Here is a 23,175-nt window from a genome sequence, read left to right as displayed (position 1 = left end):
TTAGAGCTGAGAAATCGCCCAGCTCATAAATTCTTTACGTGTTTTCTCATCGGCCTGTAACCACCAGTATTGCAGCATTTGCTGTGGATTCGCCCCCGCTGCTTTAGATGTATCAACTGGAGCGGTTAATGAGGTGGCGTTAACGGCTGCCTGCGCCGAAGTGGGTGCTGGCGCGGCAACAACCGCCGCTGTGCCTGCTGCGCCCGTTGCTGCGGCGGCAGTACCTGACACATCTACCGCTTGATTACCGCTAAAGAGACGGGAGACAAAGCTCTCTTCTTCAATATCGGTGTTTGTCACTTGGTAATTCACCTGACCTTTATCAGCACGGGTTAACACCACTTGTGGGTTTTGAGCGAAGGTTTTAGGCTTTTTAACGACCTTGCCCTCTGCGGCTTGCAAATAATATTGATGATCGCCGTCCACTTCTAAGGTCACGATAAAAGGCGATGACTTAACGAAGGTCTGGCTGTCACTGAAATCGTCTTCAACCATCTCATGGTAACGGATCGCGATTTTGTGAGTGCCGGGCGCCAACTCTAAGCTGCTTTTATGGTTGAATACACTGGACTCGACTTTTTTGCCATCGAGGGCAAGGTATTCGAAGGACATAGGGATATTCAGATCTGCGGCAAAGGCTGAGGCAGAGCCGAGTAGCACTAGCAGGCTGCTGATTGGCAAAAGTGATTTCATTGTTGCTCCTTAACGATTATGGCTCTGATGCGGACGTTCGAATGCTTGAATGCGATCTTCAATATAACTGATGGCTTGCCTGCATTTACCCAAACGACGATGCATCAAAAGGATGTCATTTTGCAAACGGATTTTGTCAGCACTATGACAGTTTTCAAGTTTTGACTCCATTTCTGCAATTTTTTGTTCAAATTTCTTCGCCCAATTCAGATGCTTGTTTAATTCGGCATAGATTTCGTGGCTATTTTGTAACACATTGCTGGCAATCCAAGCAAACCCGCTGGCTTGGTGCGACTGTGCCTGTTGCTGGGCAAAACGCGCGCGCTTACTGGCACGTTGTTGATTTTTAGACTTTATATCGATTGAGGTCGTCAGTAGCGCCCGTTTAACCGCGGTAAAGCGGTCTTGAATACGCTCACAGCTTAAGGCGATGGTTTGCGGCGCGAGTTTTAGGGCGATCTGTTTCTCTAACTGACCGATACTATTACGTATTTGTTCAATGCAGGGGATCAGCTGAGCGCCATTTTGAATAAACAGCGACTGATTAAAGCGCTCAATATCCTGCAGGAGTTTGCGCTGACTCGGCGCAAGGTGACTGTCGTGTTGCAGCACTTCTTGCTCAAGGGTTGTTAGCTGATTTTTCAACGTGCTGATTAGCTGCGAAGTGTTCAAAACCATGCGCTCCACGCCAGATTAGCGGCAATTGACAGGACAATTAATATAAACAAAGGCCGAATAAAAGGCATACCAAATTTTATCGCGCAGCGGGCGCCGATAAAGGAGCCGAGCATCATAGATAACCCCATCCACAGGCCGATTTGCCAATGGACTTGCCCAAGAAAGCCAAAGATCGCCAGCGCCGTCAAGTTACTGGTAAAGGTCATGGCTTTGGCAAGCGCGCAGCTATGCAACAGCGGTAATTTGTATAAAGCACCGGAACTCACAGTCCAAAAGGCGCCAATGCCTGGGCCTGCAAAACCATCATAAGCACCCAGCAAGAGCCCTTGCAGACTTTGTTTGAGTTTAGATTGGGCTTTTGTCGGTGCCTGGCAATCGGTATCCGAGATGGCATTTGGGCTCAGCAAGCTGTATATCGCGATGCCAATAATGAGCAGTGGTAAGGCTTTTTCAAGCCACTGGGCATTTAATAAGTACACAAACACACTGCCAAGTACCGCGCCAATAAAGGTGGCGATAAACGCCATATACCAAAAACTGGGTTTGAGCAGATGCTGGCGATAATAGGTCCAAGCTGCCATGGAGGAGCCAAAACTGGCGGCAAATTTATTGGTACCTAAGGCGGTATGCGGTGGGATCCCGAGGGTGAGCAGGGCTGGAATAGAGAGCAGGCCTCCACCACCGACCACTGCATCGATAAAACCTGCAATTAAGCCAATGACAGCCAACAGGGCCCAATTACTGGGCTCGAGTAACAACTCCAAATCTTAATCCTACTCAATGACTCGTCTAAAGGGGGGCAGAGCGTCTAGCAAGGATTTGCCGTAACGTTTGGTCACTAATCGTCTATCTAGGATCGTGACTCGGCCGTAATCCTGCTCTTTACGCAGTAATCTACCACAACTTTGGATAAGCTTTCGCGATGCATCTGGAATGGTGAGTTGCAGAAACGGATTTCCGCCCTTTATTTTCACATACTCGGCATGGGCTTGCTCGACGGGCGACGTCGGCACGGCAAAGGGCAGTTTAGTGACGATGAGGTTGGTGAGGTAATCCCCAGGTAAGTCTAAGCCTTCAGAAAAACTGCCGGTGCCGAACAAGATACTCGGCTCACCTTTGTCGCACTTGGCTTTGTGGGTCTCAAGCAATTGTTGGCGCGGGGCATTACCTTGAATAAGAATTTCCTGCGTGAGTTTGCCCTCAAGCAGCTCGGCGACTTTCTCCATTTGCCAGTAAGACGCAAACAATACTAAGGTGGCCATTTCGCCTTCAATCAGCTCCAAAATATGTTCGGCAAGCTCAGCGGTATAGGCATCGTCCGTCGGCTCGGTTTTCATCTTAGGTAAGTAGAGCGTGGCGTTATTCGGATAATCGAAGGGGGATTGCAGGGCGAGATAACGACTGCCGTCCTTTACCGATAATCCCACCTGATGGGCGAAATGGTCGAAGTTATTCAGCGCCCGCAGCGTTGCGCTACATAGCACGACACCAGCCGCCTTTTGCCACAGCATAGACTCAAGCATAAACCCGACTTCAATCGGCGAGGCGCTAAACAGATAATCGACCTGTTTGCCCGTGAGCAATTCAATCCAGCGGGCGAGGGGCGCGCCTTTCGTGGAATCTTCCTTTGCCATCATTTTCCAGAGCTTTTGCAGGTTTTCGAGTCGCTGCAGCATAAAGCCCATTTCGGCCTGTAGCGCTTCCGCTTGATGCTTAGGAATATCGCCATCTTTTATCGCCTCGGCCAGCAATAATTGCATCTTGTTAAATTGCTTGAGGGCAAGATTGGAGGTGGCCGCGAGATTCTCTGCTGGGATTTTTAGTGCATCGGGCAATTTACCGTGTTCGAACCGATAGCGGCTCTCGGGATTGGCAAACTGTTTGGTTTGAGTGTCACAAAAGTGGGCGACTTGATTGAGCTGAGCGATTAAGTCACCGATATGATCCTGCATCGCCTGCGCAGGGGCGATAATATTGTTGCTCTTTATCTGATTTTGTAATTTTGCGCTGGTCTTCCCGACTTTTTCGAGCCAGTCGGCGGCTCCCCTAAGCGTTGCCTGTGCGCTAGAAAAGTCCCGCGCGACGATAGGTAAGTGGTGGGCTTCGTCAATGACGTAAAATACGTCTTCGGGATCGGGTAAAATGACCCCGCCACCGAGCTCTAAGTCGGCGAGCAGCAAACTGTGGTTGGCGATCAGTACATCCCAGGTATCCACATCCTCGCGGGCCTTGTGAAACGGGCAATTACGATGACTGGCGAGTTGCCGATGACAACTGTGTTTATCGCAGGCGATTTGCTGCCAGAGATGGTCCGGTATCGGTGTCGATAGCGTATCGATTTCACCATTCCAGCGGCCTTCATTATAGTCGCTGAGTAGCTCCTGCAGCATGGCAATTTGGCTGTTATCCGGCTTTGTTTGCCACATGGCCATTTGGGTACTGTTATCATCGCCGATCAGCATGGCAAGTTTAGATAAACAGACATAACGCTGGCGTCCTTTTACCAGACCAAAGCGAAAGTTTAACCCTGACTGTTCGAGAAAAAACGGTAAGTCTTTGTGCAGTAACTGCTCCTGCAGTGCCACGGTCGCCGTGGCGATACAGACCTTTTTCTTACTCGCGAGTGCAAGCGGAATAGTGCCCAAGATATAAGACAATGATTTACCAATCCCCGTACCCGCTTCGACCACTATGATGCGTCTATCTTTGTCATAGTCGCCAGCTAGGGTCTTAGAGATTTCTGCCACCATAAAATTTTGCTCGCGGCGTGGCCTAAAATTAGGCAAAGCGGCGGCAATATCTTTATAGATAGCGCGGATCTGGTTTTTTACGTTGTCAGGTAACATGCGGCACTACTTTATCGAATTAATGCTGTACATAATAACAGTGATTGCATAGCCTAAGAAACTTTTCTGCCATTTTATGGCAATTTTATTCTGTGTCCCGAGAATCAATAAACAGCGAGAGCCTTAGAGTGAAACCGCAGTTGAATCCCCCCGAGAGTCTGACGCATGACACGGCTGCGCCTGTGAGTGTACAGGGACGCGTCCTCACGCGCCATGCTATTACACGCGGTGCAACGCTTGTGTTGCAGTATTATCTCGCCACCGTTTCAGGCCCTGTGCTGGTGGAGTTACCAGACTCTGAGTACATTTGTTTTTGTCATCAAAGCGATATGGCGGCATTGCAGTTACAAACGCCGGGGCTGGCGCTGCGCTTTGTGCCGCTTACACTTAAAAGCTTTAAAAGACAAAGCGTGGCGGCGATTTATGCTCCATCGAGTAGTGTGTTTCGTCACTTACAGCGGATAGCGACAGATGCGGGGATCCCCTTATTTGAGGCGGATATCCGTCCCGAGCAGCGCTTTTTAATCGAGCGCTTTGTGGCGCTCGATGTGGCATTTTTAGGGCATTTTGTCGGCAAAGCAGGCATAGATGGACAGTTGTCTGTTTTTAGCGCCATCCGCGCCAAAGCGGTTGCGCCGCAGTCTGCAATTAAACTGCGCTCTATCTCCCTCGATTTTGAATGCAGTTTTGACGGTTTACTCTATTCCGTGGCCCTTTATGGACGCGATGCGCAATCTCAGCCCTATGAAAAAGTCATTATGGTGGGCGAGGCGCAGCCAGATGCTGCAATCTATATCGAATGGGTGAACGATGAGGCCGCACTTATCCATCGTCTCATCACCTGGTTTACAGAGTTTGATCCCGATGTGATCATTGGTTGGTCGGTGGTGACCTTTGACTTGGCCCTGCTATATCGACGTGCGTTACTGCACCGGATCCCGCTGCGTATTGGTCGAGGTGGCGCGCTCCTTGAGTGGAAAGTTGAGAATAAATTTCGGCCAGAAACCTTAAGTTTGCCAGGGCGTGTGGTGCTCGATGGTATCGATTGGTTAAAGGCGGCCTTTTATCAATTCGAGCGTTTCTCCTTGGAGTTTGTCGCTCAAGCGTTGCTGGGCGAAGGCAAAGCGATTCATGATGTAGAAAATCGAGCGCAAGAGATTGATTCGTTATTTGCCGAAAATAAACAAGGGCTTGCTCACTATAACCTGACTGATAGTCGCTTAGTGTGGGATATTTTTGAACATACGCAATTGTGGGATTTTGCCCTCGCTCGCGCCGAGTTAACGGGGTTAGAACTGGGGCGCGTAGGCGCCTCGGTCGCCGCATTCAACCACTTGTATCTACCGCATTTACATAGAGCGGGTTTCGTCGCGCCCGCTGAGCCTGCCAGTCAAGGGATTGAAAGCCCAGGCGGTTATGTTATGGATTCTGTCCCTGGTTTTTATCAGCATATTTTAGTATTTGACTTTAAAAGCCTTTATCCATCGATTATCCGAACTTTTTTGATTGATCCTAAGGGGTTGATTGAAGGTTTAGATAATGAGGACGGATCTGCATTAGATGAGCCTGAAACTGTTCCGGGTTTTTTGGGCGCGCGTTTTAATCGGCATCAACCTATTCTGCCCAAACTCATCCAAAATCTCTCAGAGCAACGTGAGAAAGCTAAGCGGGAGGCGAATGCGCCTTTATCGCAAGCGATTAAAATCATTATGAATTCGCTATATGGGGTTTTAGGCTCCCAAGGCTGTGTGTTCCACGATGCGAAACTGGCAAGCTCCATCACCATGCGCGGTCATCAAATTATGAAACAAACCCGCGCGTGGATTGAGGAGATGGGCTACCAAGTCATTTATGGGGATACGGACTCCACCTTCGTCTATTTAGGCCCAGAACCCGATCTCAGTGATATTAATGCCTTAGGTAAGCAGATTGCCGCGCGAATGAATCAGCAATGGCAAAGTAAAATTGCGCAGGAGTTTCAGCTAGAAAGTTTTCTCGAGCTGCAATTTGAGCGCCACTACGAACAGTTTTTTATGCCGACCCTGCGGGGCTCGGAGGAGGGGAGTAAGAAGCGCTATGTTGGAGCATGGCGTAACAATAGCGGAGCGTTAGAAATCACTTTTAAGGGAATGGAGCAGGTTCGTAGCGATTGGAGCCCCTTAGCCCGCAAGGTGCAGGCTGAACTCTATGAGCGCATGTTTAACCAACGGGATATTAGTGGTTATTTGGCTGATGTTATCGGCGAACTTCAAGCGGGAAAGCGCGATGATGAGTTAGTGTTTAGTAAACGTATGCGCCGTAATTTAGATGAATACACGGCTAAGTCTTCTCCCCATGTGAAAGTCGCGCGCCAGCTTTGTGAGTTAACAGGAAAGTCATCCTTTGGCAAGCGAGGGGCGCAGATTGATTATGTAATTACTGTAAACGGTCCTGAACCCGTTTCGCATAGATCGTCTACAATTGATTATCAGTACTACATTGATAAGCAAATTGGCCCTATTGCAGAGCCTGTTTTTTCAATAATGAAACTAAATTACACTAGCATTACGTCGAATCAGCTGTTGTTAATTTAGTGTTTCCATTGTGTGTTTTGTGTTTTGTTTGCTGGTCTTTGTAGTGTTTTAACCTGTTTTATAGAGGTTAAACACGCTGTTTTTGTGATGTTTCTCTACATAATCTTTAGGTTTCGCTTGGAGAGTGTAATGAAAATTTGCTACTCTCACCGGGAAATTGTAAGGAAATATAACAACGGAATGACGTTGATAAAACATAAACGAAAAGGTTAAGCACCAAATGAACAAAACGTTAGTAGCAACTGCGCTAGCAGCACTCTTTCTCGCCCCAACTGTATCTGCAATCGAAATCTACAAAGATGATAAAAATGCGGTAGAAATCGGTGGCTTTATCGATGCGCGTGTAATCAACACTCAAGGTGAAACTGAGGTTGTTAATGGTGCTTCTCGAATTAATTTTGGTTTCAGCCGTGAGTTAACCCACGGTTGGAACGCCTTTGCTAAATTGGAATGGGGTGTGAACCCTGTTGGCAGCAGCGATATTGTCTATAACAATCGCTTCGAATCTGTACAAGATGAGTTCTTCTATAACCGTTTAGGTTACGCGGGCATTAGCCACGATGAGTACGGCACTATCACTATTGGTAAGCAATGGGGTGCTTGGTATGACGTGGTTTACAACACCAACTACGGTTTTGTATGGGATGGTAACGCGGCTGGTGTTTACACTTTTAACAAAGACGACGGTGCAGTAAACGGCGTCGGTCGTGGTGACAAAGTTGTTCAATACCGTAACAGCATTGGTGACGTGAGTTTTGCGGTTCAGGCGCAATTAAAAAACAGCAGCTTCTATACCTGTGATATCGAAAACATCACAGAAGAAGCCTGTGAAGTGGAATGGAACGCAGGTAAGAAAGAAGCGCAACAAGTCACCTATGATTACACCTATGGCGGTTCTGTAACTTATAAAGCGGCAGATAAGCTAAGCTTGATGGTGGGTATTAACCGCGGTGAATTTGATATTGCCTATGGCAATGGCGACCAAAAAACTGCTGTTGATCTGATCTACGGCGTGGGCGCAACTTGGGGCGACTTCGATAAAGATGGCTTATATGTAGCTGCCAACGTTCACAAAGAAGAAAACCATGATACCGATAACATTGGCCGCTTGATCAAAGATGCCTATGGTGTTGAAACTTTAGTTTCTTACAAGTTTGATAACGGTTTACGTCCATTTGTGTCTTACAACATTCTGGATGCTGGTAAAGATTATGTTATTCAACCTAACTTTAACGCCGATCCTAATGATGTGTTCAAGCGTCAGTTTGTAGTCGTAGGTTTACACTTTGTTTGGGATCCAAACACGGTTCTGTATGTTGAAGCACGTAAAGACTACAGCGACTTTACCAGCTCAGATCAAGCGCAAGAAGCCAGAATGTCATTGTCAGAAGACGACGGCATCGCCATTGGTATCCGCTATACGCTTTAAGCCTCAGTTGTTTATCTAGAAACTAGATAACTAAAAATTAACAAAAAACGCCAGTCAGCAATGACTGGCGTTTCTTGTTTTTACCGACGCTTCTCCAGTTTTACTATGATTGCCTTGTCTTCATTTTGTTTTATTTGTTTATTTTATGTTGATTAAAGGTTTTATATGTGATTTTATTGTTTTCGCTGAGTGCTCCGTATTTTCGTAGTACTCCTGTTTGAAACTGCTTATTAAATAAGCGGATTATAATAAAGACATAATATGTCCAGGGAGATAGACAATGCATAAGAATAACTTTTTAGCCAAGTCTGTGCGTTTCGCATTGATTGGTGGTGTGGCTGCAACAGCCCTAAACGTGCCATTGGTAGTGGCTGCTGATGAAGCTAGCGCCGAGAAAGTAGAACGTATTGAAGTAACTGGTTCACGTATTAAACGCACTGATATGGAAGCTGCAAGCCCTGTATTGGTAATGAACCGTGATGAAATCGCTGCAACAGGCCTAGTGAGCTTAGGTGATATTTTACAAACTATTCCTTCTGCAGGTGCAGCACTTAATACCGCGTTTAACAACGGCGGTAACGGTTCTACTAACATGGACCTGCGTAATCTAGGTGCTCAACGTCTGTTGGTTTTAGTGAATGGTCGCCGTTGGATTTCATCTCTAGGTTCAACCGTAGATATGAATACAATTCCAACAGCGGCTGTAGAACGTATTGAAGTTTTGAAAGACGGTGCTTCAGCGGTATACGGTTCAGATGCTATAGCTGGTGTGGTTAACATCATTACTCGAAAAGATTTCGAAGGCGTTGAAGTTTCAGTTTATGGTGGTGAAAACTTAAGTGAAGGCGACGGTCGTCAATATACAGCTGACCTTACTTTTGGTGTCTCTGGTGAAAAAGGTGGCTTGTTATTTAACATGAGCCATGTAACTCAACAGCCAATTTGGGCTGGCGACCGCGATATATCTTCAGTTGGTACTAGTAGTACTACGGAAAATACTCGTTTGAGAGTTGATCCCACGACTTTAAATCAAGCAAACCAAGATGCTTTAGCGGCTGCTGGCTACACGATTAGAAGCAACGGATTGTATGATCTTATGTCTTTACCTGGTACAGGTGCTGATGTTGGCTTAGATAAGTTCCGTAACCGTGCGGGAGATGTTTATAACTATGCTCCTGATAACTATCTGGTAACACCTCAAAATCGTAACGCATTTTATGTTCAAGGTTATTACGACCTTGCTGATAATTTACGTTTAGTGAGTGACTTTATGATGACAAACCGTAAGTCATCTCAAGAACTTGCACCAATGCCTGTTACGCTAGGTGCATCTTTTGGTGCTGCAGCTAGCCGCGTAGATATACATGCTGATAATATTTACAATCCGTTTGGTGAAACTTTATATGGTGACAGTGCTAGAGCTGTTGCAAACGGAGTTGTAAGCGATCCTTTAGATTACACTCCATATGCTCTACAACGTCGTATGTTAGAGGCTGGACCACGTCGCTATGAACAAAACGATATGACTTATCGTGCGATGGTTGGTCTAGAGGGAAACATAACTGATAGTTGGAGTTGGAGTGCACATTATATTTACGGTCAAAACAGCCAAGATGAGTTAACAACTGGCTTATTAAATTTAACCCGTATTAACCAAGCTCTCGGTGCTAATTGTAACGCAAGCACTGCTTGTACACCTTTAAACCTTTTTGGTGGTCCAGGAAGCATCACCAACGACATGATTGATTACATTACTTTCGATTCAGTTGGTCGTTCCGGTCTGACGATGAAAGATTATGCATTCAACATTTCAGGTGATCTTTTCGACTTACCAGCTGGTAGCTTAGGTGTCGCAATTGGTTTAGAGCGTCGTGAAGAGACTGGTTATGATACACCAGACCCATTAACTGTAACTGGAGAGTCTTCTGGTAACCAACGTGACGCAACTGCTGGTGGTTTCAGATTAGATGAGGCATATGTTGAACTCTCAATCCCTGTGCTAGAAAGTTTAACTATCACGCCTGCAACGCGTTTCTCAGACCATGATGTATATGGTAATAACACTAGTTCAAAAGTGGGTGCAGAGTTCCGCCCTATGGATGACTTGTTATTACGTGCAACCTGGGCTGAGGGATATCGTGCTCCTTCTATTTCGGATCTATATGCAGGTAATGCGGATTCATACCCAAGCTGGACTGACCCTTGTAATACTCGTGATGATGAAGGTAATGTATTAGATATTTCTGGTAAACCTGGATGTTCTGCTGTACCAGATGGGTATCGTCAAGCGAATACGCAGATCCGTATTACACAAGTATCTTCTCCAGATTTAAAACCAGAAACGTCTGAATCTGTAACTGCTGGTTTTGTATATAACCCATCTTGGTTAGAAGGAGCTGAGTTAACTTTAGATTATTATAACATTAAAGTTAAAGATGCAATTGGTCGCTATGGATACACTCGTATCGCAACAGAATGTGCTGAAGGTACGAATCCATCATCTTGTAATGCCATTGACCGCGATCCATTAGGTAACATCGTTGATTTACGCAATTATTTATTAAATGCAAACAACTATGATGTTAGTGGTATCGACATGTATACTGGCTACCGTTTTGAAACAGGTTTTGGAAGTTTTAAAACCTCTCTTGACATGGCCTATGTCATCGAGAACAACTTTAACGGTTATGATCAAGTCGGGCAGCAATATGGCGATGGTGGTTATCCTCGCATTAAAGCAAACTTCTATATTGATTGGGCTATGGGAGATTGGGATGCCCATTGGAAAACCCGTTATGTACACAGCATGATGAGCAATTACTATGTTGATGGTGTGTATGACTATTACGGTATACCTGAAAGCGATTATACCAAAGAGTTTGATGCTTATATGGTGCACAATATTTCTGTCGGATATTCATTTGCTGAATATAATACTAACGTAAGTTTAGGTATTAATAACTTATTTGCGGAGAAACCCGAATCAGAATACATCAACAATGACTTAGCTATGTCTACAAACAACTTCTCTGTAACTGAGTATGATGTAAACATGGATCGCTTTGTTTACTTACGTGCAACTGTGAAGTTTTAATGTTAATACAAAAGATTAATTCTTAGTTTGACAAGACCAACATATAAAAAGGCTTACTATGTAGTAAGCCTTTTTTTCGGTAGATTCAGTAGGAATTATTCACCTGATAAGTGCTTCATATTAAGGTTATATATTGATTACCTGAGCTCCCTATAGAGACGATATTCATACTGACTCTAGTTCATTTTTGGTTCAAAAAATATTCCTGCTAGCGATTAAAACATGTCCACTTTGCATAAAAAAATATAATTGGATACACCTAAACATACCTATTAATTATAATTTCCTCACACCTTAGAAGGTCAGATCTTCTATGTGTGCTCAAAAAAACACCTTTCGTAAAAAAATTCATAACTAAGACTTCTTTACACTAGTTTTTACGTGTCCCGAATGTTGACACAGGTCAACATTTTGTGAAATGATGCCAGCGGGTCTATGCCTGTAAAGGCATAGGAAAGGGAAGAAAAAACTAAGAATCACAAGAGAAAGATGGACTTACAGTAAGCATTTACTAAAGTAAGTCTTGCTTAAAGTGATGTTGCTGTTAAGTTAACTTTTTTATTCACTTCAAATTGGTTGGGAACTATGTCCAAGGTAAGCAATAGAACAAAAATCGCTACTGCACTTGTTGGCGTGCTGGCATTAGCGAGCAGCAACTTAGTAGTTGCAGATCCTCTTACCGACGTGCAAAAAGCGGATAGTATGATCCATGCTGATGCTGCTGCGTCGCAAAAGAATGTTGATAAGTATTTCGATCAAGCACAAGACATGCTTTTTGAGTATGGTTCTGTTGCTGATGAGCGTGAATCACTGAAGTCCTATAACGATTACGTTGCCAGCTTAGTCGCTGATCAACAAAAAACGATGGACGCGATTCAAACTGACATTAACGGCGTAGATAAACTGCGTCAGGGCGTTGTGCCTTTAATGTTTAAAATGGTTGAGTCTTTAGAACAGTTCGTTCAATTAGATCTGCCATTTAACTCTGAAGTTCGCGCTAACCGCGTTAAAGAGTTAAAAACACTGTTAAACACTGCTGAAGTAACTTTAGCTGAAAAATACCGTTTGATTCTGGATGCGTACAGCATCGAGCGTGAATACGGTAGTGCTGTTGCAGTTAACCAAGGTAAATTGACCTTAGATGGTAAAGAAGTATTAGTAGACTTCTTTAACTTAGGTCGCGTAGCTCTTTATGCTCAGAGCTTAGATCAAAAGACTGGCTGGATGTACAACCCAGAATCTAAGGGTTGGGATAAGTTAGATGACAGCTATTTGCGTGAACTGACAAAAGGTATCCGCATTGCCCGTAAACAAGGCGCTCTAGATCTATTCGCGTTACCAATTCCTGCTGCGGAGACTGCACAATAATGAAGAAGTTAATTACTACAGCTGTATTAGCTGCAAGTTTTTCTTTAACTGCTGGTATGGCTAGCGCTGCTGATGCGCCTAAGACCATCGATCAATTATTGCAGCAAGTTAAAGTTGATCGCGCTGCTGAAGGCAAAGTTAACAGCAAACGTGAACAAGAGTTCCAAGCTGAGCGTGGCGATAAAGCGGCTTTGTTAAAGCGTGAAAAAGATGCTTTAGCGGCTGAGAAGCAACGCGGTAAAGACCTAAACCAAGCTTTCTTAGACAACGAGCGTAAAATTGCTCAGTTAGAAGAAGACCTGAAAACTGCTCAAGGTGACTTGGGTGAGATGTTCGGTGTGGTTAAAGGTGAAGCGGGCGATTTCGCTGGTAAATTAGCGAGCTCAAACGTCAGTGCTCAATACCCAAATCGCGATAAGTTCATCGCTGATTTAGGTGCGCGTAAGCAATTACCAAAAATCGAAGAGTTAGAGCAATTCTGGCAAGAACAATTATTCGAAATGGCACAATCTGGTAAGGTTGTTAAATTCGAAGGTTCTGTAACCGGTATCGACGGTAGCGTTAAAAACACCACGATTCACCGCATTGGTACTTACAACTTAACTGCTGATGGCAAGTATGTTGTTTACAACCCTGAATTAGGTTTAATTCAAGAGTTATCACAACAGCCAGAAGGCTACCAAGTTAGTGCAGTAGGTAAGTGGGAACAAACTACTTCTGGTACTGCGCCATTCTACATCGACCCAGCTCGTGGCGTTCTGTTAAACATCTTCACTAACAAAGCAAGCTTTGAAGATCGTTTAGAAGCGGGTGGTACAATCGGTTACATCATTATCGCTCTGTTAGCATTAGGTCTGTTGATCTCTATCGAACGTTTAGTGACTATGACTATCATCGGCGCTCGTGTGAACAGCCAACGTAAGAACATTGATAAGCCAGGTAACAACGCCTTAGGTCGTATCCTGAAAGTGTATCAAGAGAACAAAGACGTTGACGTTGAAACATTAGAGCTGAAACTTGACGAAGCGATTCTGAAAGAAACGCCAGCGTTAGAGTCTCGCATTTCAATCATCAAAGTTCTGGCTGCTATCGCACCTATGATGGGTCTGTTAGGTACAGTAACCGGTATGATTGCAACCTTCCAAAGTATCCAATTGTTCGGTACTGGCGATCCAAAACTGATGGCTGGCGGTATTTCTATGGCGCTGATCACTACAGTTCAAGGTCTGGTTGCGGCTCTGCCTCTGATGTTAATGCACGCAGTTGTTGTTGCTCGTAGCAAGTCAATCGTGCAAGTTCTGGAAGAGCAAAGTGCTGGTATCATCGCAGCGCACGCTGAGAAGAGGGCTGACTAATGATGATTCACCTGATGGACATATGGGATTCCGTCAGGGGCTTCATGGCCTCCGGAGGCGACGTCCTCTGGTTAGTAGCGTTTGTGCTGTTCTTAATGTGGGTATTGATGCTTGAGCGTTACTGGTATCTTAATTGGATATCACCAAAGCAACATAAAGCAATCATAGCTGCATGGGATGCTAGAGAGGAAACTACCTCTTGGTATGCACACCGTATCCGTGAAGCTTGGCTGTCCCAAGCGAAGCAAGATTTGAATGCACGTATGCTGGTCATTAAAACCTTAGTAGCGATTTGTCCTATGATAGGTTTGTTAGGTACTGTTACCGGTATGATTTCAGTGTTCGATGTGATGGCAGTTCAGGGGACGAGTAATGCTCGTTTAATGGCGGCTGGTATTTCAATGGCAACAATGCCCACTATGGCGGGGATGGTTGCAGCATTATCGGGAGTATTCTTCAGTACTCGCCTTGATGCCAAAATGAAAATCAGCTTAGAAAAGCTAAAAGACAGCATGCCGCACCACTAGAGAGAGATTGAACATGGCACGTAAAAAGCATTCCAGTGTAGACGAGGAAGCGCAAATTGATATGACACCGATGCTCGACATCGTGTTCATCATGCTGATCTTCTTCATTGTAACAACGTCATTCGTGAAACCATCTGGTTTGGACTATAACAAACCAAAAGCTTCACAAGCGACTTCTAAGCCTTCGGCCAACATCTTTATCGGCGTCAGCAAAACTGGCGTGATCATGATGGAAAACCGTCAGGTTGATATCGAGCGTGTAACTGCAAACGTTGAGCGTATGCTAGCTGAAGCGCCTGAAGCAGCTGTGCTTATCCAGGCCGACAAAGATACGCAACACGGCTTAGTTGTTAAAGTTCTAGACCAAGTCAAAGCGGCTGGTATAGATAAGATTTCGGTATCTGCGGGGAACGATTAATATGCTAAGAGCACTAGTATCAATCATTATTGGTGCTGCTGTGACTTTTGGTCTGTTCGCTTTTATGGCGTTCTTGGTCGGTGGTGGGGCGCAACGCGCTGAAACATCGGCCGAGACCCCTGTAATTGAAATCACCATGGATAGACAGGATGCAAAAGCACAGAATAAGCCAAGGGTAGTGCCTAAGCCGCCACCACCACCAGAGCAACCACAGAAGCCTGATACTACGCCACCAGACACTTCATCAAATATTGATACGTCTATGTCGTTCAATATGGGTGGGGTTGAAGCCGGTGGTCACAGTGCCGGTGGTTTCAAATTGGGTAACATGATGACACGTGACGGTGATGCAACACCTATCGTCCGTATCGAACCACAATATCCAATTGCTGCGGCGCGTGACGGTAAAGAAGGTTGGGTACAATTACGCTTTACGATTAACGAATTAGGTGGTGTAGATGACGTTGAAGTTATCCAAGCTGAACCTAAACGTTTATTCGATAAAGAAGCAATCCGTGCACTGAAAAAGTGGAAGTACAAGCCTAAGATTGTTGATGGCAAGCCACTTAAACAACCAGGCATGACAGTACAACTAGACTTCACTTTAGATAAAGGAGGCAAATAACAATGCGTAATGCAAATAAAATCGCAGTTGCGTTATTACTGTCTCTTTGTGGTGGCGCCTTATCTGTTTCTTCAGCTGTTGCAGCTGAGAAATGTGAAATCGATAAGCGCCAATCTAAAGCGGTAGGTGAAAGTGCTGCGAAGAAGGTTCAGAAATCCTTTGAAGCTTACACCAATGGCCAGCTTGATGAAGCGATTGCCGTATTGTTGGAAGCCAACCCAAAGAACGATTTCGATAAAGCGTATGTTGCGCGTATGCTCGGTAACTTCTATGCCGAAAAAGGCAAGATGGATACTGCGATCAAGTACCTGAAACAAGCCGTTGAAGCGGATATTTTAGGTGGAACAGATCACGCGGCAACACTGCGCCTCTATGCCGACTTGTTGTTACAAGAGAAGAAGTTTAAGGAAGCGATTCCTTACTATTACAAGTGGATGGACTTCACTTGTAAGGCTGACTCTCAAATGTATCGTCGTATCGGTATTGCTTACACAGAACTGAAACAGTGGGACAAAGTGATTGAAGTGGCTGATAAAGGTCTTTCACTCGCCGAAGCTCCTGATAAAGGTCTGTATCAGATGAAACTGACGTCTTACTTCAACCAGAAGAAGTATAAAAAAGCCGTTGGTGTGTTAGAAGTCATGGTGCCGTTATTCCCGGATGATGGCAGATTATGGGTTCAGTTAGCACAGTTTTATCTGATGGTAGAAGACTATGATAAGTCGCTAGCGACTTATGATTTGGCTTACCGTAATGGTTTCTTGGATTCTGGAGCTAACATCACTCGTTTAGCTCAGCTGATGGCACAGAAAGGTGCGCCATATCAAGCAGCTAAAGTATTCCAAAAGAACATGAAGTCGGGCCTCATCACTGAAGATGCAAAATCTTATGAGATTTTGGCTGGTTTCTACCAAAACGCGAAAGAGTTCAAAGAAGCTGCTGAGTTTTATGGAAAAGCGGCTGCTATCAATAACGATGGCAAGCTGTACCTGAAACAAGGTCGTTTACTGAGCTTGAATGAGAAATACTCTGAAGCGATTCCAGTGCTTGAGAAAGCCATCTCTTTAGGTATTGAACATCCTGGTGAAGCAAACTTCGAATTGGCGCTAGCCCATTTAAGTTTGAAACAGTACAAGTCAGCTTATAACCGCGCTGTACTAGCCGCGAAGGATAAGAAGACTGAGAAGAGTGCAAACAGCTATATCGCTTATATCAAAGAAAAAGCGCGTATGCACAACGTCGAACTGTAATTCACTGTATTCGCGATACAGATCTAAAAAGCCCCGTAAGGGGCTTTTTCTTTATTGAAGCTTTACTAACACCTGCGATTGTTGCTGGTTGCGTTCGAGTTCGAGTGACAGCTTTGAGACATTGTTAAATAAGGATTCAATACGCTTTTCTTGGGTCGGTAAGCACAGGCAGGCAGCGAGTTTATAATCGATTTTCAGTTTGTGATTTTTACCAAATTCTTGATTAAATTCCTGAATATGTTGCTCTATACGCTTTAACACCACCTCAGTACCTTCCTCATCAATATTGAAAAGTCCTAACGCAAAATGGTTGTGATCTAACCTTGCAATCAGATCTGTCGCCCGTAGCAGTGCTTCTTGTACCTGTTTAGTAAAGAATTCGAGTAAATGGGGTTGTTTGACGGTTTCATGAATGTGAGGGCACAGATACAATAACGCCAAGCTTTGTTGCTCACGTATGTGCCTGTGCCACTCTCGGTTGAATACTTCCATGAAATAGGTTTGGTTATAGACCCCTGTTTCAGGATCCCTAAAACCTGAGTTACGAAATGAGTAGATCATAGATGAATCCCGTAAGCAGACTTTGAACTAAGTATAGGAAGAGTTTGGCTATCACGGACCCAAAAGGAGAAATATAAAAGATGAAATTAAGTTTATTAGCGGGAACGATAGCGTTAGTGTTTGCTTTACAAGGCTGCTCAAAGCCTGAGACAACGGCTGCGGTACAGGAAGGTTCGGCTCCATCAGCACCCGCCCAAGCTCAAACTGAAACTCAAACCGCAGAGTCTAAATACGCAGCCTTAGTTGATGCCTATTTTAAAGATTACTTAAAGTTAGAGCCGATTTACGCCACTTTTGTCGGTGTTAATGATTACAACGCGCAGTTTGGTGGAGACTTAACCGAGGAATATCTTAAGGCGCGTCATGATCTTAATACCCGTTATTTAGCGCAAGTGAGAGCGATTGACCTTGAGCAATTGCCAGCCGATTTACAACTCAGCTATGCGCTGTTTGTTTATGACCGCGAAATGGCTCTAGTGGACGAAACCTTCCCATCACGCTTTATGCCGATCAGCCAATTCTACAGCACAGTGATCACTATGGTGCAACTGGGGAGCGGTGAGAGTGCGCAGCCCTTTAACACAGTACAGGATTATCGCAACTGGGAGCAGCGTGTTAACGGCTTTATCGATTGGATCCAATTGGCCGAGAATCGCATGAATGAAGGTATTGCCAGTAAAGTGGTGTTACCGCGCGTGTTAGTTGAGCGGATTATTCCACAGCTTGATGCCATGCTTACTACGGATGCTAGCCAAAGCATTTTCTATTCACCGATTAATCACTTCCCAGAAGCGTTTTCGGATCAAGATAAGGCTGAGTTAACAGCAAGTTATCAGGCGATGATTAATGAGCGTTTAGTGCCTGCATTAACGGGGCTGCGCGATTACTTCAAGCAGACTTACTTACCTAAGTCCCGCGCGACGGACGGTTGGTCTGGTCTACCAAACGGTAAAGCTTGGTATCAGCATTTAGCCAATTCCCATACCACCACGACCATGCCGGTGGATGAAATTCATCAAATCGGTCTGAATGAGGTCGCGCGCATTCTTTCTGAGATGGACAAAGTCCGTGAGCAAGTGGGTTTTAAAGGGGATTTAAAAGCCTTTTTCGCCTCCTTATCGTCTGAACCACAATACTTCTATAACGATCGCCAAGGCCTAATCGATGGCTACATGGTGTTAAAAGATAAGATTAACCAAGTATTGCCACAGTATTTTAATGTGATGCCAAAGGCCGACTATGTGGTTAAACCGGTTGAAAGCTTTAGAGAACAATCGGCAGCGGGCGCATCCTATGAATCGCCGGCTGTGGATGGTAGTCGTCCAGGGGTGTTTTATATCAACACCTATAACCTAAAAGCTCAGCCGAAATGGGGCATGACGACGTTATCATTACATGAGGCCGCGCCTGGGCACCATTTCCAAATCGCCATTAAGCAAGAGCTAACAGGCGTGCCTGAGTTCCAACGTTTCAGTGGCTATACAGCCTTCGAAGAGGGCTGGGCGTTGTATGCTGAATACTTAGGCATCGAAATGGGGCTCTTTAGCGACCCTTATCAATACTTTGGTAAGCTGTCAGACGAAATGCTGCGTGCGATGCGTTTGGTGGTGGATACGGGATTACATGCCAAAGGCTGGAGCCGCGAGCAAGCGATTCAATATATGAAGGACAATTCGCCCATGGCCGAGTCGGATATTATTGCTGAAGTTGAACGTTATATGGCGATTCCGGGTCAAGCGCTCTCCTATAAAGTAGGTCAGCTAAAAATCCTAGCCCTACGTGAACGTGCTGAAAAAGCCCTAGGTGATAAGTTTGACCTAAAAGCCTTCCATGATCAGATCCTCACCTCTGGCTCACTACCTATGGCGGTGATGGAGCAGAAGATCGACCGCTGGATTGCGGCGACTAAGGCTTAATACCGAGTCAATTATGCTGCGCCGTTATCGATTACAAAATTAATGACGGCGCAGTTTAAGACTTTTTAATTAAACAGAATGTTTTTATACTCAACATTCACATCCCGTTTAGATGTCATATAAACGGGAACCATATGATATTTGGGGCAAATGTCTCAGGATTATTCAGGGAGTTTTACCATGGTTCAGGCTACAGCAAGACATTTGTTAGTGAGCAGCGAAGAGCAGTGCCAAGCACTTAAACAACAGATCCTCGATGGTGCCGATTTTGCGCAAATCGCCCGCGCCCATTCCTCATGCCCATCGGGTGCACAGGGGGGTGAATTAGGTTCATTCGGCCCAGGCATGATGGTGCGTGAATTTGATGAAGTAGTGTTTAGTGCGCCATTAAACGTGGTTCAAGGTCCAGTTAAAACCCAGTTTGGATACCACTTACTCGAAGTCACCAGCCGCGGTTAATCATCTCCTTGCCGAGACAATGGCAGCGTTTAGCTGCCATTTTTTTAGTTCGTCCATCCATTGGGGAGCCGCTATGCTTGAACTCTATACCGACAGATTAAGACTTCGCAGTTTACAAGAGCAGGATTGGCCACACTTCTTGGCATTACATCAAGATCCTGACATCAATCGCTATGTGCGCATTCCTGAAGCTCCCGAAGTGATCCGGCAAAAGTTTGAACAGCGCTCAGCCACCTGGGACTATGCCTCTGGCGATTGGCTTACACTGGTGATTGAAACCCTTGATAGCGGTGAGTTTATTGGTTTAACCGGTCTTCATTGTCAAAGTGTGGAGGAGCAACGTGCCGAGGTCGGCTATTTGCTGGCGCACGCGGGGCACGGTAAAGGCTATGCCACTGAGAGTTTACAGGCGGTTGTCGATTGGGCCTGTTTGAGTTTGTCTGTTCATAAATTGGTTGGGCACTGCGCCAAAGACAACATCGGCTCTGCCCGGGTGATGGAGAAATGTGGCTTTCAACTCGAAGGCGTATTTCGGCAGCATTTTAAGATAGGTGATGAGTGGCAGGATGAATGTGCCTATGGGCTGCTCGCCGATGAAAGGCAAAGATAAGTTAAATTATCTGCATCCCATGGGACATGCTGCTATAATGCCGCAGGTTTATTTTTTGAGGCGTGTTTAAGTGGCGCAAATTAATCAGTTAGCTTTGTATCCTGGCGAAGATTTTATTGAATTGTACAAAGTATTAAAGGTACAAGGCATGTCGAATGCTGGTGGCGAAGCAAAGCATGTTATTGATGAAGGTTTGGTTACCGTCAATGGCGAAGTAGAAACGCGCAAACGTAAAAAAGTCGTTGCGGGTGACATCGTCAGCTTTAATGGTGAATCGGTTCAAATCATTGCGGCTGAATAAGCCAGATACTGTGGAGTAGGATATGCAATTTCCAGACGACGATAATGGCAAAATGCTGGCTGCGATGGCCGAAGCCGGAATTGACCTCACTAAAGCCCTCGATGTTGATTTCTTTTTAGTTTTCGATGATCAGCGTGATGCTGAATCTGCACTCGAAGAGTTAGCCAACTCCGATTTAGAAGGCGAAGTCGAGCTGAACCTTAACGATGAACTCGGCAAGTGGGAAATCATCGTATGCATCAACATGGTGCCAGACTACGATGACTTGGTTGAGCAAGAAACCATTCTTAATGATTTTGCGGCCGAGTTCGGCGGCATGACCGATGGATGGGGCGTAATGCAACATCAAGAAGGTGATGATGAGTTTATGGATGACGACCATGTTCACGATGAACATTGCCATCACTAAGCCTATCTCCGGATAAGCCGTTAAAAAACCACCGCTCAGGTGGTTTTTTACTCTCTAGGCTCTGTCGTTATCTGACGATTGCCGATATGGGGAAAATAACTCGAGCATCCAATCGATAAAGGCTTGTACTTTTAGCGGTAGGCTAGGGGATTTGGGCGTGAGTAAGTAATAGGCGTATGGGCTGGTAAAAGGCGCTTCAAACGGGATCACCAAGCTGCCATTGGCCAATTGTTCTTCGATAAAAAAACGTGGGATCAGCGCTGCGCCCATGCCACTGGCTGCGGCTTGACTCAACATATAAAAATGCTCGACGCCAAAGGTTTGTGCCTGCGTGAGTACCAGTCCCACTTTATCCGCCCAATATTCCCAAAGCTCTGGCCGTGTGGTGTGTTTCAGCAGCGTAACTTGATTGATGTCTTCGATGCTTTTGAGCTTAGGCGCGAGTGACGGCGCGCACACTAAGCACAAGTCTTCATCCATCAGTTTGATGTAATTAACACCTCTGGGGAGTTGAGTGCTGCTGCGAATGGCAATGTCATAACGGCCTTGGCTGAAATCGACGGCAAAGTCACCAATCGAGAGATCCACATACAAATGCGGATGCCGAGATTTAAATTGCTCCATCCGGGGGATTAACCAGTTGATGGTTAGACTGGGTAACACATTGATCGCTAAAGTTTGTGGCCGCGAGCCTTGGCTACGTAAATCGGCGGTGGCACTGGACAAAGTTTGCAGAGCCGCTTGCACATGGGGCAAGTAGCGCTTGGCTTCGTTCGTGAGTGCGACTTTTTTATGCAGACGCACGAAGAGGGCAAAACCTAAGAATTCTTCTAATACCCGGATTTGTTTACTGATGGCGCCGTGGGTGACATGCAGTTCTTTGCTGGCAAGAGTCATGCTTTGCAAGCGGGCGGCAGACTCGAAAGCCCGTAATGCATTGAGGGGCGGCAAGGAAGTAAACATAGGCGTATCCGAATCGAGTAAATGATAAGGGCATTTAGTGTGAGCTTTGCTCACGCTAGCGCGACAATAACTCCTTTGCGTTTATAAGGCAAACGCAGTCTAATGCGAAGCCTTAGCTCCTATTACTCAATAATAACAATCATGGAATTTGAACTGACTCTACAAATTGCGGCATTACTCTTTGGCGTGGCTATGGTGGCGGGGTTTATCGACTCTATCGCTGGCGGCGGGGGATTGCTGACTATCCCTGCGTTAATGTGGGCGGGTTTACCGCCGGCGGTGGCACTCGGGACTAACAAATTACAGGCCTGCGGTGGCAGCTTTTTTGCGAGCTTGTACTTTGTGCGTAAGGGATTGGTCGATTTGAAGGCCGTTAAACTGTCCCTTATCTGTGCCTTTGCGGGCGCCGCCTTAGGCACGATTCTGGTGCAGTTGGTCGATGCCAAAGTGCTGGAGTTAGTCTTACCCTTTTTAATCCTCGCGATTGGTTGTTATTTCTTGTTTTCGAAAAAGATTTCGGAAGATGACCGTCACCAAGTGTTAACGCCTACCGCCTTTGCCTTTACCGCCGCGCTCGGTGTGGGTTTGTACGATGGCTTTTTTGGCCCTGGCACAGGGAGTTTCTTCGCGCTGGCCTTTGTGACCTTGGCCGGTTTTGGTCTGGCAAAGGCGACGGCACACGCCAAGGTGTTAAACTTCTCGACCAATATTGCTTCGCTTATCTTCTTTACCTTAGGTGGCAAAGTGATTTGGGTGCTCGGTTTAGTGATGCTTGCTGGGCAGGCTATCGGCGCCACCTTAGGTTCGCGCTTAGTCGTGACCAAGGGCACTAAGATCATTAAGCCATTAGTGGTGACTATGTCCTTGGCCATGAGCGTGAAGCTGTTAGCCAGCCAATATCACCTGTTTTGATATAGCCTCTCTCATATTTAACTCTCCCTAGTAAGGCCGATTGTCTATTTGTGCTGCATAGTCCATGAGCACAGTTTTCGGCCTTATTGCTGCAAATCTCTTCACTCCCTTGGTATTCGCTATACTCCGCAGTCATGTTTAGGATAACCTAGCATTTTTAAAGCGTTTTTAGGGTCAATTGACTGTGT

The 23,175-nt window shown here is 45.5% G+C and carries 21 protein-coding genes; 15 read left to right on the top strand and 6 right to left on the bottom strand.

Going from position 1 to position 23,175, the window contains the following annotated elements; all coding sequences use genetic code 11:
* The 4 genes from SHEWANA3_RS13870 to dinG are packed head-to-tail and all read right to left on the bottom strand — an operon-like array spanning position 1 to position 4,217.
* Entirely contained in the window at positions 1-693 is a 693-nt protein-coding gene (locus SHEWANA3_RS13870) for a DUF2057 domain-containing protein (protein WP_011717526.1), read from the bottom strand.
* A 9-nt stretch (positions 694-702) separates the two neighbouring features.
* Entirely contained in the window at positions 703-1,371 is a 669-nt protein-coding gene (locus tag SHEWANA3_RS13865; RefSeq protein WP_011717525.1) for a primosomal replication protein, read from the bottom strand.
* Positions 1,362-2,135, bottom strand: coding sequence for a TSUP family transporter (locus SHEWANA3_RS13860; RefSeq protein WP_011717524.1), 774 nt, complete (start codon positions 2,133-2,135; stop codon positions 1,362-1,364). The genes SHEWANA3_RS13865 and SHEWANA3_RS13860 overlap by 10 nt, the downstream gene beginning before the upstream one ends.
* 9 nt (positions 2,136-2,144) lie before the next feature.
* Positions 2,145-4,217: an ATP-dependent DNA helicase DinG gene (gene dinG / locus SHEWANA3_RS13855; RefSeq protein WP_011717523.1), complete on the bottom strand. Its 2,073-nt coding sequence runs from the start codon at positions 4,215-4,217 to the stop codon at positions 2,145-2,147.
* Between the two features lie 140 nt (positions 4,218-4,357).
* Here dinG and SHEWANA3_RS13850 point away from each other — a divergent pair, with 140 nt between their 5' ends.
* The 9 genes from SHEWANA3_RS13850 to SHEWANA3_RS13810 all read left to right on the top strand — a co-directional run bounded on the left by SHEWANA3_RS13850 (position 4,358) and on the right by SHEWANA3_RS13810 (position 16,856).
* Positions 4,358-6,790, top strand: coding sequence for a DNA polymerase II (locus SHEWANA3_RS13850; protein ID WP_011717522.1), 2,433 nt, complete (start codon positions 4,358-4,360; stop codon positions 6,788-6,790).
* A gap of 220 nt (positions 6,791-7,010) precedes the next feature.
* Positions 7,011-8,219: a porin gene (locus SHEWANA3_RS13845; protein ID WP_011717521.1), complete on the top strand. Its 1,209-nt coding sequence runs from the start codon at positions 7,011-7,013 to the stop codon at positions 8,217-8,219.
* A 280-nt stretch (positions 8,220-8,499) separates the two neighbouring features.
* On the top strand, positions 8,500-11,313 hold the full coding sequence (locus SHEWANA3_RS13840; RefSeq protein ID WP_011717520.1) for a TonB-dependent receptor: 2,814 nt from the start codon (positions 8,500-8,502) through the stop codon (positions 11,311-11,313).
* A 585-nt stretch (positions 11,314-11,898) separates the two neighbouring features.
* On the top strand, positions 11,899-12,681 hold the full coding sequence (locus tag SHEWANA3_RS13835; protein ID WP_011717519.1) for a DUF3450 domain-containing protein: 783 nt from the start codon (positions 11,899-11,901) through the stop codon (positions 12,679-12,681).
* Complete coding sequence (locus SHEWANA3_RS13830; RefSeq protein WP_011717518.1) at positions 12,681-14,036, top strand: MotA/TolQ/ExbB proton channel family protein; 1,356 nt, start codon at positions 12,681-12,683, stop codon at positions 14,034-14,036. Before SHEWANA3_RS13835 ends, SHEWANA3_RS13830 begins: the two co-directional genes overlap by 1 nt.
* Positions 14,036-14,563 carry a MotA/TolQ/ExbB proton channel family protein gene (locus SHEWANA3_RS13825; protein WP_011626575.1) on the top strand — a complete coding sequence of 176 codons (528 nt, stop codon included), beginning with the start codon at positions 14,036-14,038 and terminating at the stop codon, positions 14,561-14,563. Before SHEWANA3_RS13830 ends, SHEWANA3_RS13825 begins: the two co-directional genes overlap by 1 nt.
* Before the next feature lie 13 nt (positions 14,564-14,576).
* Entirely contained in the window at positions 14,577-14,981 is a 405-nt protein-coding gene (locus tag SHEWANA3_RS13820; protein ID WP_011623215.1) for a biopolymer transporter ExbD, read from the top strand.
* 1 nt (position 14,982) lies between these two features.
* Positions 14,983-15,606 (top strand): TonB family protein, encoded by a 624-nt coding sequence (locus SHEWANA3_RS13815; RefSeq protein ID WP_011717517.1) that lies wholly within the window; start codon positions 14,983-14,985, stop codon positions 15,604-15,606.
* Between the two features lie 2 nt (positions 15,607-15,608).
* On the top strand, positions 15,609-16,856 hold the full coding sequence (locus SHEWANA3_RS13810) for a tetratricopeptide repeat protein (protein WP_011717516.1): 1,248 nt from the start codon (positions 15,609-15,611) through the stop codon (positions 16,854-16,856).
* 51 nt (positions 16,857-16,907) lie between these two features.
* Here the strand turns inward: SHEWANA3_RS13810 and SHEWANA3_RS13805 are convergent, their stop codons facing one another.
* Positions 16,908-17,417 (bottom strand): diguanylate cyclase, encoded by a 510-nt coding sequence (locus SHEWANA3_RS13805; protein WP_011717515.1) that lies wholly within the window; start codon positions 17,415-17,417, stop codon positions 16,908-16,910.
* 80 nt (positions 17,418-17,497) lie between these two features.
* Here SHEWANA3_RS13805 and SHEWANA3_RS13800 point away from each other — a divergent pair, with 80 nt between their 5' ends.
* The 5 genes from SHEWANA3_RS13800 to SHEWANA3_RS13780 all read left to right on the top strand — a co-directional run bounded on the left by SHEWANA3_RS13800 (position 17,498) and on the right by SHEWANA3_RS13780 (position 21,112).
* Complete coding sequence (locus SHEWANA3_RS13800; protein WP_011717514.1) at positions 17,498-19,333, top strand: DUF885 domain-containing protein; 1,836 nt, start codon at positions 17,498-17,500, stop codon at positions 19,331-19,333.
* A gap of 180 nt (positions 19,334-19,513) precedes the next feature.
* The gene (locus tag SHEWANA3_RS13795; RefSeq protein WP_011623210.1) at positions 19,514-19,792 is read left to right on the top strand and encodes a peptidylprolyl isomerase; all 279 of its coding nucleotides are present in this window, start codon (positions 19,514-19,516) and stop codon (positions 19,790-19,792) included.
* A 73-nt stretch (positions 19,793-19,865) separates the two neighbouring features.
* A complete protein-coding gene (locus SHEWANA3_RS13790) occupies positions 19,866-20,402 on the top strand; it encodes a GNAT family N-acetyltransferase (RefSeq protein ID WP_011717513.1) in 537 nt (178 codons plus the stop codon).
* 70 nt (positions 20,403-20,472) lie between these two features.
* The gene (locus SHEWANA3_RS13785) at positions 20,473-20,703 is read left to right on the top strand and encodes an RNA-binding S4 domain-containing protein (protein ID WP_011623208.1); all 231 of its coding nucleotides are present in this window, start codon (positions 20,473-20,475) and stop codon (positions 20,701-20,703) included.
* Between the two features lie 22 nt (positions 20,704-20,725).
* On the top strand, positions 20,726-21,112 hold the full coding sequence (locus SHEWANA3_RS13780) for a ribonuclease E inhibitor RraB (protein WP_011717512.1): 387 nt from the start codon (positions 20,726-20,728) through the stop codon (positions 21,110-21,112).
* Between the two features lie 54 nt (positions 21,113-21,166).
* On the opposite strand, the gene SHEWANA3_RS13775 is transcribed toward SHEWANA3_RS13780, so the two are convergent.
* A complete protein-coding gene (locus SHEWANA3_RS13775) occupies positions 21,167-22,075 on the bottom strand; it encodes a LysR family transcriptional regulator (RefSeq protein ID WP_041413081.1) in 909 nt (302 codons plus the stop codon).
* Positions 22,076-22,216: 141 nt separating this feature from the next.
* Between SHEWANA3_RS13775 and SHEWANA3_RS13770 the strand changes: the two genes are divergently transcribed.
* A complete protein-coding gene (locus SHEWANA3_RS13770) occupies positions 22,217-22,987 on the top strand; it encodes a TSUP family transporter (RefSeq protein ID WP_023267800.1) in 771 nt (256 codons plus the stop codon).
* The last annotated feature ends 188 nt before the right edge of the window (positions 22,988-23,175 follow it).

The organism is Shewanella sp. ANA-3 (assembly GCF_000203935.1).
Taxonomy (GTDB): domain Bacteria; phylum Pseudomonadota; class Gammaproteobacteria; order Enterobacterales; family Shewanellaceae; genus Shewanella.
Note: the sequence above shows the minus strand (reverse complement) of the source record. Positions and strands in the feature narration are given on the sequence as shown.

Bases quoted from the DNA above. Each gene is read 5' to 3' on its own strand.
- SHEWANA3_RS13865 (WP_011717525.1), bottom strand. From the start codon at position 1,371: ATGGTTTTGAACACTTCGCAGCTAATCAGCACGTTGAAAAATCAGCTA.
- SHEWANA3_RS13820 (WP_011623215.1), top strand. From the start codon at position 14,577: ATGGCACGTAAAAAGCATTCCAGTGTAGACGAGGAAGCGCAAATTGAT.
- dinG (WP_011717523.1), bottom strand. From the start codon at position 4,217: ATGTTACCTGACAACGTAAAAAACCAGATCCGCGCTATCTATAAAGAT.
- SHEWANA3_RS13790 (WP_011717513.1), top strand. From the start codon at position 19,866: ATGCTTGAACTCTATACCGACAGATTAAGACTTCGCAGTTTACAAGAG.
- SHEWANA3_RS13775 (WP_041413081.1), bottom strand. From the start codon at position 22,075: ATGTTTACTTCCTTGCCGCCCCTCAATGCATTACGGGCTTTCGAGTCT.
- SHEWANA3_RS13870 (WP_011717526.1), bottom strand. From the start codon at position 693: ATGAAATCACTTTTGCCAATCAGCAGCCTGCTAGTGCTACTCGGCTCT.
- SHEWANA3_RS13835 (WP_011717519.1), top strand. From the start codon at position 11,899: ATGTCCAAGGTAAGCAATAGAACAAAAATCGCTACTGCACTTGTTGGC.
- SHEWANA3_RS13805 (WP_011717515.1), bottom strand. From the start codon at position 17,417: ATGATCTACTCATTTCGTAACTCAGGTTTTAGGGATCCTGAAACAGGG.
- SHEWANA3_RS13815 (WP_011717517.1), top strand. From the start codon at position 14,983: ATGCTAAGAGCACTAGTATCAATCATTATTGGTGCTGCTGTGACTTTT.
- SHEWANA3_RS13825 (WP_011626575.1), top strand. From the start codon at position 14,036: ATGATGATTCACCTGATGGACATATGGGATTCCGTCAGGGGCTTCATG.
- SHEWANA3_RS13840 (WP_011717520.1), top strand. From the start codon at position 8,500: ATGCATAAGAATAACTTTTTAGCCAAGTCTGTGCGTTTCGCATTGATT.
- SHEWANA3_RS13780 (WP_011717512.1), top strand. From the start codon at position 20,726: ATGCAATTTCCAGACGACGATAATGGCAAAATGCTGGCTGCGATGGCC.
- SHEWANA3_RS13845 (WP_011717521.1), top strand. From the start codon at position 7,011: ATGAACAAAACGTTAGTAGCAACTGCGCTAGCAGCACTCTTTCTCGCC.
- SHEWANA3_RS13770 (WP_023267800.1), top strand. From the start codon at position 22,217: ATGGAATTTGAACTGACTCTACAAATTGCGGCATTACTCTTTGGCGTG.
- SHEWANA3_RS13795 (WP_011623210.1), top strand. From the start codon at position 19,514: ATGGTTCAGGCTACAGCAAGACATTTGTTAGTGAGCAGCGAAGAGCAG.
- SHEWANA3_RS13800 (WP_011717514.1), top strand. From the start codon at position 17,498: ATGAAATTAAGTTTATTAGCGGGAACGATAGCGTTAGTGTTTGCTTTA.
- SHEWANA3_RS13830 (WP_011717518.1), top strand. From the start codon at position 12,681: ATGAAGAAGTTAATTACTACAGCTGTATTAGCTGCAAGTTTTTCTTTA.
- SHEWANA3_RS13810 (WP_011717516.1), top strand. From the start codon at position 15,609: ATGCGTAATGCAAATAAAATCGCAGTTGCGTTATTACTGTCTCTTTGT.